At 69.3% G+C, this 18,242-nt stretch carries 18 protein-coding genes; 8 read left to right on the forward strand and 10 right to left on the reverse strand.

All coding sequences use genetic code 11. The features are described from left to right. Positions 1-3: 3 nt before the first annotated feature. Genes ACEWX3_RS26360 through ACEWX3_RS26370 form a run of 3 tightly spaced genes read right to left on the reverse strand, consistent with a single transcriptional unit; the run spans position 4 to position 2,601 of the window. Positions 4-798, reverse strand: a complete 795-nt coding sequence (locus ACEWX3_RS26360) for an ABC transporter permease (RefSeq protein ID WP_374158144.1) — start codon at positions 796-798, stop codon at positions 4-6. After that, on the reverse strand, positions 795-1,961 hold the full coding sequence (locus ACEWX3_RS26365) for an ABC transporter ATP-binding protein (protein WP_374158145.1): 1,167 nt from the start codon (positions 1,959-1,961) through the stop codon (positions 795-797). The genes ACEWX3_RS26360 and ACEWX3_RS26365 overlap by 4 nt, the downstream gene beginning before the upstream one ends. Next, entirely contained in the window at positions 1,954-2,601 is a 648-nt protein-coding gene (locus ACEWX3_RS26370) for an ABC transporter permease (RefSeq protein ID WP_207065009.1), read from the reverse strand. Before ACEWX3_RS26370 ends, ACEWX3_RS26365 begins: the two co-directional genes overlap by 8 nt. Positions 2,602-2,831: 230 nt before the next feature. Between ACEWX3_RS26370 and ACEWX3_RS26375 the strand changes: the two genes are divergently transcribed. Continuing rightward, a complete protein-coding gene (locus tag ACEWX3_RS26375; protein WP_374158146.1) occupies positions 2,832-3,617 on the forward strand; it encodes an SDR family NAD(P)-dependent oxidoreductase in 786 nt (261 codons plus the stop codon). Between the two features lie 95 nt (positions 3,618-3,712). Next, the gene (locus ACEWX3_RS26380) at positions 3,713-4,621 is read left to right on the forward strand and encodes a universal stress protein (protein ID WP_374158147.1); all 909 of its coding nucleotides are present in this window, start codon (positions 3,713-3,715) and stop codon (positions 4,619-4,621) included. An 18-nt stretch (positions 4,622-4,639) separates the two neighbouring features. Here the strand turns inward: ACEWX3_RS26380 and ACEWX3_RS26385 are convergent, their stop codons facing one another. Further along, positions 4,640-6,649: a SpoIIE family protein phosphatase gene (locus ACEWX3_RS26385; protein ID WP_374158148.1), complete on the reverse strand. Its 2,010-nt coding sequence runs from the start codon at positions 6,647-6,649 to the stop codon at positions 4,640-4,642. Positions 6,650-6,754: 105 nt separating this feature from the next. Here ACEWX3_RS26385 and ACEWX3_RS26390 point away from each other — a divergent pair, with 105 nt between their 5' ends. Both ACEWX3_RS26390 and ACEWX3_RS26395 read left to right on the forward strand, forming a co-directional pair. Then, positions 6,755-7,501 carry a hypothetical protein gene (locus ACEWX3_RS26390; RefSeq protein ID WP_374158149.1) on the forward strand — a complete coding sequence of 249 codons (747 nt, stop codon included), beginning with the start codon at positions 6,755-6,757 and terminating at the stop codon, positions 7,499-7,501. Positions 7,502-7,510: 9 nt separating this feature from the next. Further along, positions 7,511-8,746, forward strand: a complete 1,236-nt coding sequence (locus tag ACEWX3_RS26395) for an FAD-dependent oxidoreductase (protein WP_374158150.1) — start codon at positions 7,511-7,513, stop codon at positions 8,744-8,746. A gap of 152 nt (positions 8,747-8,898) precedes the next feature. On the opposite strand, the gene ACEWX3_RS26400 is transcribed toward ACEWX3_RS26395, so the two are convergent. Together ACEWX3_RS26400 and ACEWX3_RS26405 are read right to left on the reverse strand one after the other, a co-directional pair. After that, entirely contained in the window at positions 8,899-10,683 is a 1,785-nt protein-coding gene (locus ACEWX3_RS26400) for an Hsp70 family protein (RefSeq protein ID WP_374158151.1), read from the reverse strand. An 82-nt stretch (positions 10,684-10,765) separates the two neighbouring features. Further along, positions 10,766-11,479, reverse strand: coding sequence for a hypothetical protein (locus ACEWX3_RS26405; protein WP_374159961.1), 714 nt, complete (start codon positions 11,477-11,479; stop codon positions 10,766-10,768). Between the two features lie 106 nt (positions 11,480-11,585). Between ACEWX3_RS26405 and ACEWX3_RS26410 the strand changes: the two genes are divergently transcribed. Beyond that, a complete protein-coding gene (locus tag ACEWX3_RS26410) occupies positions 11,586-12,056 on the forward strand; it encodes a nuclear transport factor 2 family protein (protein WP_152515134.1) in 471 nt (156 codons plus the stop codon). On the opposite strand, the gene ACEWX3_RS26415 is transcribed toward ACEWX3_RS26410, so the two are convergent. After that, positions 12,019-12,714: a L,D-transpeptidase family protein gene (locus ACEWX3_RS26415; protein ID WP_221350332.1), complete on the reverse strand. Its 696-nt coding sequence runs from the start codon at positions 12,712-12,714 to the stop codon at positions 12,019-12,021. The two genes, ACEWX3_RS26410 and ACEWX3_RS26415, sit on opposite strands and share 38 nt — an antisense overlap. 97 nt (positions 12,715-12,811) lie before the next feature. Between ACEWX3_RS26415 and ACEWX3_RS26420 the strand changes: the two genes are divergently transcribed. After that, positions 12,812-14,305: a bifunctional phosphatase PAP2/diacylglycerol kinase family protein gene (locus ACEWX3_RS26420; protein ID WP_207065001.1), complete on the forward strand. Its 1,494-nt coding sequence runs from the start codon at positions 12,812-12,814 to the stop codon at positions 14,303-14,305. Here the strand turns inward: ACEWX3_RS26420 and ACEWX3_RS26425 are convergent. Then, the gene (locus ACEWX3_RS26425) at positions 14,259-14,933 is read right to left on the reverse strand and encodes a phosphatase PAP2 family protein (protein WP_374158152.1); all 675 of its coding nucleotides are present in this window, start codon (positions 14,931-14,933) and stop codon (positions 14,259-14,261) included. The two genes, ACEWX3_RS26420 and ACEWX3_RS26425, sit on opposite strands and share 47 nt — an antisense overlap. A gap of 43 nt (positions 14,934-14,976) precedes the next feature. Here ACEWX3_RS26425 and ACEWX3_RS26430 point away from each other — a divergent pair, with 43 nt between their 5' ends. Continuing rightward, positions 14,977-15,459 (forward strand): hypothetical protein, encoded by a 483-nt coding sequence (locus ACEWX3_RS26430; protein ID WP_207064999.1) that lies wholly within the window; start codon positions 14,977-14,979, stop codon positions 15,457-15,459. Positions 15,460-15,563: 104 nt separating this feature from the next. Here ACEWX3_RS26430 and ACEWX3_RS26435 read toward each other — a convergent pair whose 3' ends face one another. Next, a complete protein-coding gene (locus tag ACEWX3_RS26435; protein ID WP_374158153.1) occupies positions 15,564-16,550 on the reverse strand; it encodes an AraC family transcriptional regulator in 987 nt (328 codons plus the stop codon). Between the two features lie 81 nt (positions 16,551-16,631). Here ACEWX3_RS26435 and ACEWX3_RS26440 point away from each other — a divergent pair, with 81 nt between their 5' ends. After that, positions 16,632-17,468 (forward strand): NAD(P)H-binding protein, encoded by an 837-nt coding sequence (locus ACEWX3_RS26440; RefSeq protein ID WP_374158154.1) that lies wholly within the window; start codon positions 16,632-16,634, stop codon positions 17,466-17,468. Between the two features lie 11 nt (positions 17,469-17,479). Here the strand turns inward: ACEWX3_RS26440 and ACEWX3_RS26445 are convergent, their stop codons facing one another. Further along, positions 17,480-18,241, reverse strand: coding sequence for a trans-aconitate 2-methyltransferase (locus ACEWX3_RS26445; protein WP_374158155.1), 762 nt, complete (start codon positions 18,239-18,241; stop codon positions 17,480-17,482). Between the last annotated feature and the right edge of the window lies 1 nt (position 18,242).

Raw genomic sequence — 18,242 nt, forward strand, 5'->3', positions numbered from 1 at the left:
TGTTCACAGTCCTTTCGGAGACGCGACCATCTCGACGACGCGGGCCAGCCAGTCGATGAACAGGGCCAGCGCGGCCACCAGGATGGCGCCCACCACGAGTGTGACGGTCTGCTGCAGCTTGATTCCGGTCGTGATCAGTTGCCCGAGGCCACCGGCCCCGGTGAACGCTGCGAGCGCGGCGGTGCCGACGATGAGGACCAGCGCGGTGCGGACTCCGGCCACGATCACCGGCAACGCCAGCGGCAGCTCCACCCGCATCAAGGTCGCGGTGCCGGACATCCCCATCCCCCGCCCGGCTTCGACTAGGCGCGCATCCACGCCGTCGAGGCCGGTGACAGTGTTGGCGACGATGGGCAGCGCGCCATAGACGGTCAACGCGACGATCGCGCCCACCTCACCGATGCCGAAGATGACTGCCCCGAGCGCGATCAGGCCGATCGCGGGGGCCGCCTGCCCGAAACCGGCCACGGTGATGATGGGCTTGGAGTAGCGGCGCATCTGCCCCCGCGTCAGTGCGACACCGAGGGGAATGCCGATGGCGCAGGTCAACAGCGTGGCGGCCAGACTCACCGACATGTGCTGGCCCAGCAACTCCAGCAGGTTCGGCACACCCAACGAGCGTTGTTCCGACGGCGTGACGTCAGCGAGCTTGACGTAGATCAGACAGCCGGCCACCGCTGCGACGCACACGAGCGGTTGCAGAAACCAGCGCGCGAAACTGAAAGGGCTTCCTGCACCGCCCGACTCGGTGTCGTCCGGGGTTTCGGCGGGCTCTTCGTCGGTGACGGCGGCGGTCACGGTGCGCGCCCTGCCGTATTCGCCGCCGAGCGCACCCCGGACATCGCGTCCATGATGGTCTCGACCCGCACCACGCCCTGATAGGTGTTGCGGCGGCCCGTCACCACCACCACGCCGTGCGAGGAGGTCAGCATCTCGTCGAGAGCGTCGTTGAGCGTCGAGGCCAGGCTGACGCACTCGAGGTCCTCGTCGCGCGACACGTGCTCCAGCGAACGCGGGTCGGCCAGATCCTCCAGCGACAACCAGCGCTGCGGCCGGTCCTGGGCGTCGAGCACGATGACATGCTCGCGCTCGATCGCTCGCGCGGTGCGCACCGCCTCGCCGGGATCGTCACCGATGTGAGCCACGGCGGCCTCGTGCAGGCCCACGTCCCGAATCCTGGTCAGCGTCAGCTGCTTCAGCGCGGCCCCGGCGCCCACGAAGGTCCGCACGAAGTCGTCGGCCGGATTGGTGAGGATCCGCTCCGGTGTGTCGTACTGCACGATCTTCGAGCCTGTCTGCAGGATTGCGATCCGGTCGCCCAGCTTGACCGCTTCGTCGAAATCGTGGGTGACGAACACGATAGTTTTCCGCAAATCCTCCTGCAGACGCAACAGTTCGTCCTGCAGCCGCTGACGGGTGATCGGGTCGACGGCGCCGAACGGCTCGTCCATCAACAACACCGGTGGATCGGCGGCCAGCGCTCTGGCGACACCGATGCGCTGCTGCTGACCACCGGAGAGTTCGCGGGGGTAGCGGTCGCGATATTGCGCGGGATCCAGGCTGACCAGGTCGAGAAGTTCGTCGACCCGCGCGGCGATGCGGTCCTTGTCCCATTTCAGCAGTTTGGGCACCATCGCGATGTTGTCGCCGACCGTGAAGTGCGGGAACAGCCCCGCACCCTGGATGACGTAGCCGATGTGGCGGCGAAGCTGGTCGGGATTGCCCTTGGTGACGTCGTCGTCGCCGATCAGGATGCGCCCGCTGGTCGGTTCGATCAGGCGGTTGATCATCTTCATCGTGGTGGTCTTGCCGCACCCGGACGGTCCGACGAGCATCACGATCTCACCGGCGGGGATCTCCATCGAGATGTTGTCGACCGCCGGCGCCGACCCCTCGCCGTAACGTTTGGTCACCCCGTCGAGCAGGATGCGGGCACCCCCGGTGCGAGCCGAGTCAGACACGAATCCCCCTCGGGGTGGTGAGACGGGTGAGGACGTTGAGAACGCTGTCGAGGATCACGGCGAGAATGAGGATGCCGATGGTGGCGGCGACGATCGAGTTGGTGGCGTTGGCCCCACCCATCCGCGAGATGCCGGAGAAGATGTAGCCGCCCAGACCGGGCCCCAGCGCGAACGCCGCGATCGCTGCGATGCCCATCAGCATCTGCGCCGACACCCGCACACCGGTCATGATCACCGGCCATGCCAGCGGTAACTCGAGTCGCACGAGCGTGGTGAGCCGCCCCATACCCATCCCCCGTGCCGACTCGACGAGCGTCTTGTCGACTCCCGACAAGCCGACCACGACATTGCGCAGGATCGGGAACACCCCGAAGAACGACAACATGATCACCGACGGCAGCACGCCGAGTCCGACGATGCCGACGAGCACACCGAGCAGTGCGTAGGACGGAATGGTCAGTCCCACCGCGGTGACGGTGTTACCCAGCGCCACACCCCAGGGCGAACGGTAGATCAGTATCCCGATGAGCAGCGCAATCACGGTGGCGACCACCAGGGTCTGCACGACGAGGCTCATGTGCTGATAGGCGAGAAACGACAAGACCGTCCAACGGTCCCGTACGAACTCGACAAAGCCCATAAATCTACTTATTGCCAATCTCTATGTCGTCAAACATGATTTTTGCTGGCCCCCACCTCGTTTCGGAGATTAACCACTACCGGATCACGTCGTGAGGCTTTCGGCCACAATGACATCCAAGCGTGACGTGGCACGGTCATCTCTGCGCGCCTCCGCACGGGCTACCGAGCGCGACTTTGCGTGCGAATCCGGATCGAGTCACCCGGCACGGGTCCACGTAGGGTCGACGCGTGACCGACGATGCCGCGCGCACCGATCCGTTCGACCTGACCGGCCATGTCGCCGTCATCACCGGAGGCGGCTCCGGAATCGGTCTTGGTATGGCGACAGGGCTGTCCCGCGCGGGGGCATCGGTGGTCGTCATCGGACGCAACCCGCATCGTCTCGAGGACGCCGCGGCGCAACTGCGCACCCAGGGCAATCCGGTGCTGGCTCTGACCTGTGACGTGACCGACGAGCAGGCGGTGACCGACACGATGGCCCGCGTGCGTGCTGAATTCGGCGGTCTCGACTCATGTTTCGCCAATGCCGGGGTGCGCGGAACATTCACCCCGGTGCTGGACACCTCGCTGGCCGAGTTCCGGGCGACCACCGCCGTCGATCTCGACGGCGTGTTCCTCACCCTGCGGGAAGCGGCCAGGCAGATGGTCGCCGCCGGACGGGGCGGCAGCCTGGTGGGGGTGTCCAGCCTGGGTGCGTTGCAGGGCATGCCCCGTCAACCCGCCTACGCCGCGTCGAAAGCCGGGGTGACCGCGCTGATCGACAGTATGGCCGTCGAACTCGCTCGACACGGTATCCGTGCGAACACCATTCAACCGGGGTGGTTCGACACCGACATGACCTCCGCGGGTCTGGCCGACGAGCGGTTCAGTTCCCGGGTGCTGCCTCGCGTACCGGCCCGGCGCTGGGGAGGACCGGAGGACGTCGCCGGCGTCGCGGTCTATCTCGCCAGCCCGGCGAGCCGCTACCAGACAGGTGACGTGCTGCGCATCGACGGCGGCTATCTGAAGTTCTGAGCCCGATCGGGGACTTTCGACCCGTGCGATGGGGTTGCGTCACGTCCTAGCGTGGAGGTGTACCCACCGGAACCCGGGCAGAAGGGAGACGGACGATGACTGCCCACAGTGAACACCGCAATGCACAACCGAACGCTCGCGGGATCGTCGTGGCGGTCGACGGTTCCGCGCCCTCCGACACGGCACTCGAGTGGGCGGTGCGGGAGGCCGCATCCCGCAAGACAACGCTGACGGTGGTGCACGTCGTACGGCCCCCCATGGTCGTCGCCTGGCCGGAGATGCCACCGGGGCCCGCCTACGGGGAATCCCTGGAAGACCACGGTCGCGCCGTGCTGGACGAGGCCACGACGCGGGCCGAGGGACTCGCACAATCGCTCGGCGGGGTGACGATCACCAGTGAGCTGCATTCCGAGACGATCATGGGCACATTGATCGACCTGTCCAAGGACGCCGAGTTGATCGTGGTCGGCTGCCGCGGACAGGGCGCCGTGAGCCGCGCCGTCATGGGATCGGTGAGCTCGGCGATGGTGCACCATTCGCGGTGCCCGGTCGCGGTGATCCATGACGACACTCCCGCCGACCAACTGGCCGGCGCGCCGGTGGTGGTGGGTATCGACGGATCGCCGGCTTCGGAGGCCGCCACCGCGATCGCCTTCGACGCGGCCGCGCGCCATGGCGTTCCGCTGGTGGCGGTTCACGCGTGGAGCGACGCCACCGCCATCGAACATCCGGGCGTGACCTACGAGATCATGCAGGGCCTGGGCGAAGAGGTGCTGGGTGAACGACTCGCGGGATGGCACGAACGCTATCCCGACGTCGAGGTGCGTCGGGTGGTGACCTGCGACAAGCCGGCACATCAGCTTCTCGAACAGGCCGAGAAAGCGCAGTTGATCGTCGTCGGCAGCCACGGTCGAGGCGGCTTCGCCGGCATGCTGCTCGGCTCGGTCAGCAGCAAGGTGGTGCACAGCGCCCGCATCCCGGTGATCGTGGCCCGCCAGGGCTGAGCGGTCCGCGGCGGGCCGTCAGCTCGATGCGGACGGCTCGCCGGCCACCACATGGTCCGGCCCGCTCGACCCCGCGGGTATCGGCTCACGACCGAAGATCAGCGCGGTGACGTCGTCGACGTCACTGACCTTGGCTGCACCGGCACACAACGCGTCGATCAGCGCGCGGGCGTCGCCGCAGTGTCGGCGTGCGATGTCGGTGACCGCGTGGTGGAGGTCCTCGACCGTGCCTCCCCACACGTCCATGACACCGTCGCTGACCAGCAGCACGGCGTCGCCGGGATCGAGTTTCCCGCGGCGTTCGTGCCAGTCGCTGCCGAGACCGATCGGCAGGTCCCCGGAGGTGACGTGCTCGACGGTGTCTCCACAGTCACGCACCACGAAGTGCAGTCCATGGCCGGCGTCGGCGAATCGGTACTCACCGGATGCCAGGTTGACGTGGACATAGGCGACGGTGACGAAGGCACCGGTGCGATGCAGGTCGCCGTCGAGGGCGGCCGCAGCATTGCGCACCGCTGCGGCCGGCGGCAGATCCAGGGGGTTGGTGCGCAGCGCCGCGCGCGATGCCGCAGCGAGCATGCCCGCCCCCATGCCCTTGCCCATCACATCGCCCAGGCTCAGCACCACCTGCCCGTCCTGCAGCCGCAGATCGTAGAAGTCGCCGCCAACCTGTTTGGCTGGAACCGATTTCGCCGCCGCCTGCCATCCGGCCACAGTCGGCAGGCTCCACGGCAGCAACGCGCGTTGCACCTCGGCGGCACGGGCTATTTCTTCCCGTTCCAGCCGGCGCGCGCGGCTGATTTCGGTGATGTCGCGAAATTGCAGCGCGAGAAGAGAATCGGCCCGCTCCGCGGAGATCGCGACGATGCTGAAATGCAGGATGCGGCCCGCGTCGGTGGTCACCCGGACTTCCCGGTACCCGTCGGAAACACTGTCGGCATGACGCGAAAGCACCTCGCTCGCTTGTGCGCCCAACAGATCATCGAGCCGGGTGCGGCCTGCGCTCAGGCCGGGCAGGATCTCCTCGGCAGACAGGTTGCTGCGCCGAACCGACCAACCGTCGCCGTCGCGGGCGACGATCAGGCTCCCAGCGACCGAGGCCTCGAAGTTCCGGCGGAACAGTTCCTCGCTGATGTTGAGACGCTGCGCGGTGTCCCGTTCCTGGCCCACCGCCAGGGACAGCGCGAGAAACACGATGACGATGGACACCTCGAAGATCTGCAGGACGATGCTGCCGGTCTCGGGGGTGAGGCGGTCGAACGAGAAGGGCCCGCGCCCGGCGGCGCTGCCCACCGTTGCAACGATCGCCACCGCCAGCATCTCGACGAGCATCATCCGGGTGGTCAGCCGCATCGCGGCCCAGACCAGCGGAAGGAACGGCAGGAACGCCAGCGGCAGAAGGTCGTTGAGCACGAAGACGAAGGCGGCGACCGCCAGTGTCACCACGATCTGCGCGGCTATCTCCACCGGTTGTGCTACGCGCGGTCGGCGGGGATGGCTCATGAACAGCGGTGCGAGCAGGATCATGCCGGCGGCATGCCGGGGAGCACCGGTGACGAAGCGCGTCCAGGCGCCGGCGGTGTCCCCGACGGCGAGCGACACCAGCACCGAGAGCACGTCGAAGGTGGCGGCGGAGGCGAAGACCGCCACCACCAACCGTCCGATGTCGCGTGGGGTGGACAGGGCGGGAAGCTCATCGCGCCGGCCCCGCATGATCAGCGTTCCCACGACCAACTCGAGACCAGCGGCAACCGAGAGTCCTGTCGCCAGGAGCGCGGGTCGGCCGGCCCACAGCGCGAGGGGAATCGTGATGGCGGCGACCGCTGTGGCCAGCAGCCACACCCACCGACGGGGCAGGCGGAGACCGAGGCCGAGCGCGACACCCGCAGCCGGCCACCATGCCGTGGTGGCCAGCGCCGCCGGCTGCGTCACCAGGGAAAACCAGCTGATCACCGCGACCGCGAGAAGACACAACACGACGAACACCGGACCCTGGGACGCCGACCGTGCGAGACGCGACCCCCCCATCACCCGATCCACCCCCACCGGACAACTATCGCACCGGTCGTCGGCGGGCGGCAGACAAACGTGGCGTCGCGTTTGAGGTCGGCGCGAACAGGACATGTTCCAGCCATGCCGATGTGGCCGACGACCGACGTGACGATCACCGACGACGACGTCGAGGACGCGTTGTACCGCACCGTACGGATGCTCAATCCGGTACTCGACGTGGTGGGCGCGACCGACCCGCTGAAACTCAAGCGGCGGGTGCCTTCCTCATCGCCGGAGAGTGGGCCGGATGGCGGGCCGATCGATCTGGTCGCCGACGGGATCGCCCGCGCGCTCAATGCCGCCGATCTGCCCGGCACGGTCGCGTGGGACGGCATGGGCACCGACGCCCGCATCCGGTGGTGGGTGTGGCGGATCGGCGCGCTGAACACCGTCGCGGTGGCCTATCCCGGAGTTCTCGGCATCGTGGGCCGGCTGCTGCCGGTGCAGGATCTGCTCGGATTCGTCAACCAGGCACTTGTATTGTGCGCGGTGGCAAGGGAATTGGGGCTGACCGAGCCGCGCGAACAGGCCCGGATGCTGGCCGAGGTGTTGTGCAGCCGCGACACCGACGAGGCCGATGAGCCCGCCCGGTCGACCCCGTCGAGCCTGCGCACGGCGGTGTGGCGGCTGCCCGGCGTGCTCGAGGCGGTGGGCGATGAACTCGCCAAACGTCCCCAGCCGCGCGCCCCCTTCCGGTACCTGGGGATGCTTCCCGGTGTCGGGGCGGTGGCCTCGTACTTCGGCGAGTGCGGCGCCTTGGCCCGCGCGGCCAAGCAGGGCAGACGATGGATCACCGAAAGGTTTCCCGAGGCGCCGGCGGGCGGCTAGCGTGATTGGGTGACTGCGAAGACCACCTGCGCCGTCGTCGGTGGAGGCCCAGCCGGCATGGTGTTCGGCCTGCTGCTCGCCCGGGCCGGGGTCGACGTCACCGTGCTGGAGAAACACGGTGACTTCCTGCGCGACTTTCGCGGTGACACCGTGCACCCCACCACGTTGCGGCTGCTCGACGAGCTCGGCCTGTGGCCGAAGTTCACCGAGCTGCCGCAGAGCCGCGTCCGCAACGTCACGTTCGATGCCCGCCCCGGAAATCCGGTGACCATGGTCAGCTTCGAGCGGTTGCGCCAACCTCACCCGTACATCGCCATGGTCCCGCAGTGGGACCTGCTGAATCTGCTCGCCGAGGCCGCCCAGGCCGAGCCCACGTTCACGCTGCGGATGGACACCGAGGTCACCGAACTGCTGCGGGAGGGCGGCCGCGTCGTCGGGGTCAGGTATCAGAGCGACGACGGGCCGGGCGAACTGCGCGCGGACCTGACGGTGGGCTGCGACGGGCGCACGTCCGTCGTCCGCCAGGACGCCGGACTGCAGGTCACGGAGTGGCCGGTGAGCTTCGACGTGTGGTGGTTCCGGCTGCCCCACCGCGCCGATGACGAGATCTTCACGTTGTTTCCGCGCATCGCCTCGGGCAAGGCGCTGATCGTCATCCCGCGCACGGATTACCTGCAGATCGCGTTGCTGATCCCGAAGGGTGCCGACGCCCGCCTGCGGGCCCGCGGCCTGGCCGCCTTCCACGCCGATGTCCTCGAGCTGTTACCCGAGGCCGGTGACAGCGTCGAGGCGATCGGCTCGCTCGACGACGTCAAGCACCTGGACGTGCGGCTGAACCGGCTGCGCCGCTGGCACACCGACGGACTGCTGTGTATCGGGGACGCCGCCCACGCGATGTCACCCGCAGGCGGGGTGGGCATCAACATGGCCGTCCAGGACGGGGTGGCGGCGGCGCGGCTGCTGGCCGAGCCGCTGCGCCGGGGCCGGCCGAGCGATCGGGAACTGGGGGCGGTGCGCCGGCGCCGGGTCGTGCCCACCGCGCTGACCCAGGCTTTCCAACGGCAGTTCGACAAGCGGCTGTTCGGACCGGTGGTGCGGGAAGAAGACATTTCGGGTCCGCCCCCCGCGCTGATTCGCCTGTTCGAGCGGATGCCGTGGCTGGCGGTGGTGCCGGCGTATGTGGTGGGTGTCGGCGTACTGCCCGAGCATGCACCGGCGTTCGCCCGGCGGTCGGCGCCCCGCTGAATCGCGGTCCTCGCCCGCTGAATCCCCGAATCGGCCCGATCGGCTGTCCCCTCCGCAGCCGATCGAACCGACGCTCAAACTTTAAGTGGGTCGGCCTGCGGGGGGAATCGGGGAATTCCCTAGTTCTTTCTCGGGGGGATCGCTCGTCGGCGTCAGGGTCCCGCAGGCACCGGGATCGGGATGGGCACCGGAACGAACGGCACCTCCAGATTCGTCGTGGTGATCGGATCCGGTTCCGGCGGGTCGGGCTCGTCGACCGTGGTCGGCGGTGCGGTCGTCGGGGCCGGGGTGCGGGTGGTGGTCGGCGCCGTCGTCGGTGGTGTCGTGGTGGTGGGCGGCGTCGTGGTCGTCGGCGGCGTAGTCGTCGTCGTGGTGGTCGTGGTGGTCGTCGTCGTGGTCGTGGTGGTGGTCGTCGTGGTCGTGGTCGTGGTCGTCGTGGTGGTGGTGGGTGTCGTCGTGGACGTGCGCGTGAGCTGGGTCGTCGGCGTGAAAGCCGGGCTCGGCGGCGGCTGCGCGGGCACCGGCTCGTCCGGTGGCGGCGGCGCGTCGGTGACCGTGACCTGCCCGGACGGCGTCAGCGCGCTGCTCAGCGGGTTCGTCCCCGGCTTCGGCTGAGGCCGGTCCGGGGAGTCGAAACTGGTCAGGGCGATCGCCAACCCACCGACGACCACGAGCGCGATCACCGCCAGCAGGCCTGCCACCGGCAGGGGCACCCGTTGCCACGGTGCGACGTCGTCGGCGGGTTCGGGCTGTTCGGTGTCGTCGGGCGAACCGGTCTGCAGCGAGCTGTACGGGTTGGGCGCCTGGTAGGGGTCCTCACCGGCGTAGGGCACGACGTCGTCGTCCCCGTCGTCGGCCTGCGACCAGGCGAGAGCGCGCATCGTCGACGAGGCAGCCTCGTCGACCGGCGGCGCAGCGACCGGCGGGGCGGGGGCGACCCAGGTGGCGGTCTCCGCCGAACGCCCGTAGGCGGCGATCATCGCCGCGCCGACCGCCGCGTCGAGGGCCGGTTGCGGTGTCTTGACCACCGGAACCCGCGAGCGTTCGGAGATCTGCTGGGTGATCAGGGGAATGCTCGCACCACCGCCGACGAGCACCACCGAGGACAGGTTGCTCCAGCCGACGCCGTTGGCGGTCAGCGTGTTCTCCAGCGCAGCACTCACGCCTGCCAGCGGACGGGCGATGAGCTCCTCGAGTTCGGCGCGGGTCAGCCGCATCTCGGTCTGCAGGTCGGGCAGGTCGACGGGCAGCGTGGTGGCGGTGTCGGACGACAACCTCTCCTTGGCCGCGCGGCACTCCTCCCGCAGCCGCGCCAGCGAGCCGACCGCGGCGGTCTGGGCGGGATCGGCGCCGTGGTCGCCGCCGAGACGGTCGAGGACATATGCGAGCAGGGCCTGATCGACCTGGTCGCCGGCGAACTCGGCGTAGCGTTCGGTGCCGCCGATCATCGCGAACGCCGACGCGCCGTCGGCGAGCGTGATGCTCGTGCCGCCGCCGCCGAAGTCCAGCACTGCCACCACACCCGACCGGTCGAAGCCGGGGTTGGCGTTGAGCGCGGTCAGCGCCGCGACGGCGTCGGGGACCAGCCGCGGAACGGCACCTGTCGCGGCCGTCAACCGGCTACCCGCCAAGGCCGACGCGAGCGCAGCCGTCGCCGAGGGGTTCCAGTACGACGGGGTGGCGATCGCCACCCCCGACGGCGGCGTGGGCATCGCCGCGGCGGCCGCCTCGTCGAGGACCGCGACGAGCAGTTGCTCTGCCGGGTAGCTGGTGCCGTCAGCGGCAACCAGCGGGACCGGATCGCCGACGCGCTCGACGAAACCGGTCAGGACCGTGCCGGAACGCGTCAGCGCGGCCCGCCTGAGCACGGGTTGATGTCCGATGCCCACCGCGACGACGTTGGTCGTCCCGATGGACATCCCCAACGGATCGCTCATGATCCCCGCCACGATAGCGGGCCGCGTTCAGTTCAGCCGCGCTGACACTCCGCGGGACGGGCTCGCCCCGGGCCCGCAGCGGTCACGCTTTTGCTGTACGCAGGCGCAACACCGCCGAACCCACCACGCCCGCCGCGATCAGCACGATCGCGCCGACGGCGGGCAGGGTGTCCGAAACAAGCGCGACGATCCCGATCACGGTGACGAACGGTGGGAACCAGTCGAACACCGCGAGCAGCGACGGTGTCGCTTCGGCGGGCTCGCCGGCCTCGTGCTGCGCTTTTGCTGTTGCGTAATCGGGATAGAACTCGGTGAAGGCGACCGCCCAGATGATCATGCCGATCGGCACGATCCAGGCCGTCCAGAAGTTGTCGTTGTCGCCGAGCACCAGATCGCCGTAGGCGCCGGCCAGCGCCGAGACCACGAATGCGCCGCCCCAGAACGCCGAGATCACGTAATTGATCCGCCGGAACAGCGGACTGTCCCAATGCTCTTCGGCAGTGGTGTCTTTGGCGTAGGCCAGGGTGAACGGTCGCCGGATCAGCAGCGTGACGATGACGAACAACGCGAGCGCGATGTTGCTCAGCTCCCCCGCCCACATCTCCAACCACGAGATCGTGGCGGGTGGGGCGACGATCCCCAGGACCGCCAGCGCGGCGAAGTACACCACGGTGAACGCCTCGATCAGGTGCACGGGCACGCCTCGGCGCCTGCCGACCCAAAGCGTCAGCAACGTCAGGCCGAGCCCGGCCGAGGCCGCTTCCTCGAACCGGCCGGGCCCGTTGAGTACCGCCATCAAGATCCACGGGGCCAGACCGGCGAAGGGCGACTTGACGTAGGCGTCAATGAACTTCACGGCGAAAATATACGTCCTCGCCGACCGGTGTGTTGCAATTGCGGCCATGCCCGACATCGACGAGATCAAGCAGGTCAAGTATCGCTACCTCCGAGCGCTCGACACCAAGAACTGGGACGAGTTCGCCGACACCCTGACCGAGGACGTCATCGGTCGCTACGGCGAGTCCATCGGCGAGGAGCACCACTTCACCACGCGCGACGAACTGGTGGGCTTCATGCGCAACTCGCTGGGCGGCGCGGAGGTGCTCACCGAGCATCGCGTGAACCACCCCGAGATCAGTCTGGACGGCGACGAAGCCACCGCGACCTGGTACCTGCAGGACCGGGTGATCGCGCCGGCGTTCAACTTCATGCTCATCGGGGCGGGCTTCTACCACGACCGCTACCGCCGCACCGCCGACGGCTGGAAGATCTGCGAGACAGGCTACGACCGCACCTACGACGCGTCGATGTCGTTGGAAGCGTTGAACTTCAAGGTCAAACCGGGACGCGCGCTGAACCTGCCGCAGGACTGAGCGCGATCATCGCGCCGGGCCGCAGCCAGCGCATGATCTTGACGAGGGTGGCGTCGTCGATCGCGACGCACCCGGCGGTGGCTCCGCCATCGGTGCTGTGCACGAAGAAGGCGCTGCCCTTGCCGGGCACGCGTTGCTTGTTGACGCCCATCACGACGGCGTGCGCATACTGCGGGATGTCGAGGTTCTCGGTACCGGTCCCCGAGGTCGCGAAGGCACACGCTTCCGGCTCGCACACCTGCATGGTGTTGTAGGTCGGGCTGTTGGAATCGCCGTCCCACCAGTGGCGGGGGCCGACCTCGACGTACGGCAGTCCGCTGCCGGGGTCGGGCTGGGTGCCGAACGCGAAGTCCAAGGAGTACACCCCCTGCGGCGTCATCATCGAGCCCTCGAAGTGGTTCGGGGACATGCCCTTTGCGCCGATCTTCGCCGGGACACCGACGCCGCCGTCGACGGGTTGCCACCCCGCCGCTGTGCGCTGCCAGACGTCCAGCTTGGCGTCCGAGCCGCCGCCGCCGGTCACCGACAGCACCTGCGTGGCCGAGCCCACCTGTTGGGCGAACCACGGCGTGAACTGCGCTGCGGCCGGTGCGGCGGTCGGCCCGAAAGCCAGCAGAGCGACCGCCGCCGCGCACAGCAGGGTCGGCAGTCGGCGCATCACTTCATCATCGCCGCCTGCGCCCGCCCGCCGTGTCAAGGGACGGACACGATCCGGTCGCGTTTACCTCACGGGGCCGCCGGATAACTTGAGCGGTGTGGACTTTCTTCCGATGCGCCGACGTGGGCGCGGAATCCGTCAGATCACCCGCGGGCTGGGCAGCTTGGACCGCGAGGTGTTCGAGGCGGTCGCCGAGTCACCCAGTCCGCTGATCGACTCGGTGATGCCCCGGCTGACCAGGGCCGCCGACCACTCGAAGTTGTGGTTCGCCATCGCCGCGGGCCTGGGTGCATTCGGCAGCCCGTCGCTGAAGCGCGGCGCCGTACGGGGGCTGGCCACGCTGGGGGTGACCAGCCTCGTCACCAACCAAGTCGCCAAGCGGGTGTGGCGTCGCGAGCGGCCCAGCCCGATCCTGGTCCCGCTGACCAGGCAGATCCGCAAACTGCCGACGTCGTACTCGCTGCCGTCGGGCCATTCGGCCAGCGCCGCCGCATTCGCCGTCGGCGTCGGTCTGGAGACTCCGCCGGTCGGCCTGGGATTGGCGATGCTCGCCGGACTCGTCGGCATGTCCCGGGTCGCGGTGGGCGCGCACTACCCGGGTGACGTGCTCGCCGGCTTCGGCATCGGCGCGGGCATCGCGGTTCTCGGCGCCCGGATCGTGCCGCCCGTTGTCCCGACCAGCGTGCCCGCCGCCGATCCGCTGCGGTTCGAGACCCGGGCCCGGCCGGACGGCGCCGGCGTCACGCTGGTCGTCAACCCGGCCTCAGGCAGCGGGACGGGCGCGCGGGTGATCGACGAAGTGCGTGACGCGCTGCCCGGCACCGAGATCGTGGAGTTGGGCGCGGACGACGATTTCGCCGACGCACTGCGCGAGGCCGGGCGCCGATGCGCGGTGCTGGCGGTGGCCGGCGGCGACGGCACGGTGGCCGCCGCCGCGAAGGTGGCGATCAGCGAGGGCGTGCCGTTGGCGGTGTTCCCGGCCGGCACGTTCAACCATTTCGCCAAGGACATCGGTTGTGACACCATCGCGAAGACCATCGCCGCGATCCGCGAAGGCCAGGCCTCCTACGTCGACCTGGTGTGTCTCAACGAGCAGCAGATGGTGATCAACACCGCGAGCATCGGCGCCTACCCACGGTTCGTGCAGACCCGGGAGAAGCTCGAACACAAGATCGGCAAGCCGCTGGCCGGTCTCTACGCGATGTTCCACACGCTGCGCCGCGACGAGTCCGTGCGCATCTCCTACGACAACAAGACGCTGCGGACGTCGCTGTTCTTCCTGGGCAACTCCACGTACCTGCCGTCGGGTTTCGCGCCGTCGCGGCGGACTCGCATGGACGACGGGCTCATCGACGTGCGGATCCTGGAAACCGGGCGCCCGCTGTCCCGGCTGCGCATCCTGGCAGGGCTGGCGCTGGGCCGGCTGGAACGCAGTCCGCTCTATCACGAACTGCGGGTGCCGCAGTTCGCGTTCCGCTCGGTGGACGGACCCACCGTGCTGGCGCTCGACGGGGAGGTCGGCACCGAGGTCACCGAAGCGAGCTTCACGGCGCAGTACCGGACACTGCCGGTGTTTCGTCCACTTCCGTGACGCGCGGACGGTACGGCGGCACCGCCAGCAGGCACGCCGCGAAGTACGCATAGCCCAGCGCCCAGCCCGCCAGGACGTCTGAGGGGTGGTGCACGTTGAGCACCACCCGGCCGATGCCCATGACGACGATGAGCACCACCCCGGCGCCGAGGGTCCAGGGCCGCCACCGCGGTCGCAGCAGAGGACGCGCCACCACGTACAGCGCGAGCACCGCGGCCGTCACCCCCAACGCGTGGCCGGAGGGGAACGACAACCCGTACGCATCGACGAACGCGGTGTCCGGCCGCGGGCGCTCGGCCAGCGCTTTGGCGATCTCGGTGACCACCCCGCTCAACTCCACAGCGACGATCAGAAACACCGCGACCCTGACCCGGCGCCGCACGAACGCGACGACGATCACGACCAACGTGGCGAACCGGAACGCGAACGGACCCAGGGCGGTGCAGAACACGTCCCAGCCCGTCACCCAGCCCGGATGCGCCTGCCCGAAGCGCGCGGTGGGCTGCAGCGCCCAGGCATCCACGTCGGCCAACCAGCCCCACTGCCAGGTGAACCCGACCCACATCAGCAGATGGACGCCGACGGCCGCCAGTGCGGTCGCGCCCAGCAGACGCCGGTTCACCGTCATCTGACCATCACTACCACTCAGCCGGCTGAGCTACCGTGCACCCATGGCCGTCATCCTCCGCAGGCTGCTCCGCATCGGCAGGCTTCCCGGCGCGTTACGGGCCGAACTCGAACCCGAAGGGATCCTGTTCTTCGACGAATATGTCCCGGTCACGCGCCGCTTTCACGGTGCGGTGCCCGGCCTTCGCTCGTCGGGCAGCATCGCCAGCTACGCCGGCGCGCTCGTGCTCACCGAGGAACGGGTACTGGGCACGCTGTCGTCGGTGCCGAAGCTGGCCGGCCGCACCATCGACCTGCGCTGGGACGAGCCGCAGGCCGGCGCGGTCAAGGCCGAGCTGTCGACCTCCGGCCTGACGCTCGACGTGGACGTCGCCGAGATCGACGAACATTGGTCCGGCGAGCTGTCGATGCACTACAAGACCGACATCCCCAGCGACGTCATCGATCGACTGCCCCGCACCTCGCTGGCGTTCGACGCACCACCGGAATTCGTGTTCCGCGCCGTGGGGGTCGCCTACCACCCCTAGCGGCCGGCCGTCGCCGTCGCGCGTTCGCGCAGCGTACTCCCCCCGGTCACCATCCGCCGAACGTGAATCCTCTGCGAATCCCAGGCCGATTTTTCGCACAGGGTTCACCCTCGGCGATCGTCCGACGCCGCCGCGTCCCAGCCACCGTCGCCCGACGGCCCCGCCGACGACCGGCGGAACTCGCTCGGGTTGACCCGGCGAACCCGTTTGAACGCGGCGCTGAACCCGAACGGGTCGGAGTATCCGACCGCTGCGGCGACGTCGGCGACGGTCGAACTGGGCTGCTCGACGAGCAGATCAGCCGCCAACGTCATCCGCCAGCGGGTCAGATAGGTCAGCGGCGGCTCACCGACCAGCATCGTGAACCGCTTGGCCAGCGTCGCGCGCGACACCCCGACGCGGTCGGCCAGCGTGGCGACGGTCCACGGGGCCGCCGGCTCGGCGTGCAGCAACTGCAGCGCGCGGCCGACGACAGAATCGCGCTGGGCGGCCCACCACGCCGGCGGGTGACCACCGGGCCGGTCGAACCATTCGCGCAGCGTGCATACCATCATCCAGTCCAGCAACCGGTCCAGCACGACCTGCTGACCGGGCACATCGGTGGCGAGCTCGGCGGCGAGATGATCGACGACGGCGTCGCCGGTGCCGCCGGCCTCCACCCGCAGCACGACGGGAAGCACGTCGAGCAGCCGCCGGCTGATCTCACCGCGCACCGGATAGGCCCCGACGATCAGGGTGGGTGCGCCGGAGTCGCCGCCGTCGCTCCAGCCGAGCCGGTGGCGGGTGCCGCCCTGCTCGACGGTGGCGCAGTGCCTGCCGCACGCCACCGGCTCGGCGCGGGTACCGATCTCGTCGACGAAGGTGAACGTCGACGGTCCGCGCACCACCACCGTCTCGTACGGGCCGAGCCGCTCCGGCGCCGCCCCGGCGTCCTCGTCGGGCACGATCCAACCCGACCCGCCCAGCACCGTGCACAGCGTCAACGGCGCACCGTCGACGAAATGCAACGCCCACGGCGCCGTCAGCGTCGAGCTGCCGAACAGCGAACCGTGCGCCCGCACGCCACGGAACAGGTCACCGAACACGTCCACCCCAACGAGATTAGACGAATGGACAGGTGATTCGGCTTGTCACCCATGGAATCGTCCAATCGGTGCGCGTTGACTGGAGTCATGAGCAACGACACCACCCTGGTTCTGGGAGCTACTGGAAAGACCGGCCGGCGCGTGGCCGCCCGTTTGCGGATGCATCGTGTCCCGGTGCGCGCCGCGTCGAGATCGAGCCGGACACCGTTCGACTGGTCTGATCCGACCACCTGGGAACCGGCGCTGCGCGGGGTCGCCGCGGTGTACGTGGTGGCTCCCGGCACGCCCGGACCAGCGCACGAGTTCGTCGCCCGGGCCGAGTCCGCGGGCGTGAAGCGGATGGTGCTGCTGTCCGGCCGCGGCGCCGACACCTGGGGAGACACCACGTTCGGCCTGGAGATGCGCGACGCCGAGTCGGCGGTGCGCTCCTCTACGCTCGAGTGGACGGTGCTGCGTCCCAACAACTTCGCACAGAATTTCAGCGAGGAGCTGTGGTATGCACCGGTGCTCGCGGGGGAGCTGGCCCTGCCCGCAGGCGATGTGGCCGAACCGTTCATCGACATCGAGGACGTCGCCGACGCCGCCGCCACCGTGCTGACGCAACCGGGACAGCACGCCGGGAAGATCTACGAGCTCAGCGGTCCGCGCGCGGTCACCTTCTCCGAGGCGGCCGAGTTGATCTCGCTGGCGGCCGAGACATCCGTTGCCTACCGGTCGATCTCACCCGCCGAGTACACCGAGGCTCTGGTCAGGCAGGGCCTGACCGAGCAGGACGCGCATCACATCACCGAGATGTTCGTGATGATGCAGCGTGGCGTGCTGGCCGATCCCACCGACGGAGTGACGACCGTGCTGGGCCGGCCCGCGCGCACATTCGAGGAGTACGTGCTGCGCAGCGCGGCGACAGGAGTGTGGCGGCGCTGAGCGCTCGGCGGCTACCCCACCCGGGCGACGAGGAACACCCGCCGGAACGGGACGAACGTGGTGCCGTCTGAGCGCACCGGATAGGCGGCGTCGAGCAACGGGACGAGTTCGGCGCTGAACCGCGCCCACGCGGTGTCGTCGAGCAGTCTGCGCACCGGGCGCAGCGCCGTGCCCGCGATCCAGTGCAGCACCGGGTCGGGTCCGCTCAGGCGGTGGACGTAGGTCGTCTCCCACGCGTCGACCGCGCACCCCGCGTCGGCGAGCAGGCCGGCATACTCCGCCGGGGTGCGCACCGCGTCGTCGTCGAGTGCAGCGCCGGCCAGTGTCGGCGACCAGTGCGGCCGTCCCGCGACCGCACGCACCGCCCGATGCGACGGCGCGGCGAAGTTCCCGGGCACCTGGACTGCGAGCCACGACCCTGCCGCAAGCAGACCCGCCCACCGCACCAACAGCTCCGCGTGTTCGGGGACCCAGTGCAGGACCGCGTTGCACACCACGACGTCGGTGTCCGGCGCGGGCGTCCAGCTCCGCACATCACCGACGCGGGCGTCGATCCCCCGGGTGCGGGCGGCGTCGACCATCTCGGGCGAGGAGTCCCACGCCTCGACCACCGCGCCGGGCCAGCGGCGAGCCATCGTCTCGGTCAGGTTGCCGGGGCCGCAGCCGAGGTCGACCACCCGGCGAGGCTCATCGGCGCCGACCCTGGTCAGCAGGTCCATGAATGGCCGACCCCGTTCGTCGGCGAAGGCCAGATAGCTTTCCGGATGCCACACC

Origin of the sequence: Mycobacterium sp. G7A2, assembly GCF_041902445.1 — a bacterium.
Classification (GTDB): domain Bacteria; phylum Actinomycetota; class Actinomycetes; order Mycobacteriales; family Mycobacteriaceae; genus Mycobacterium.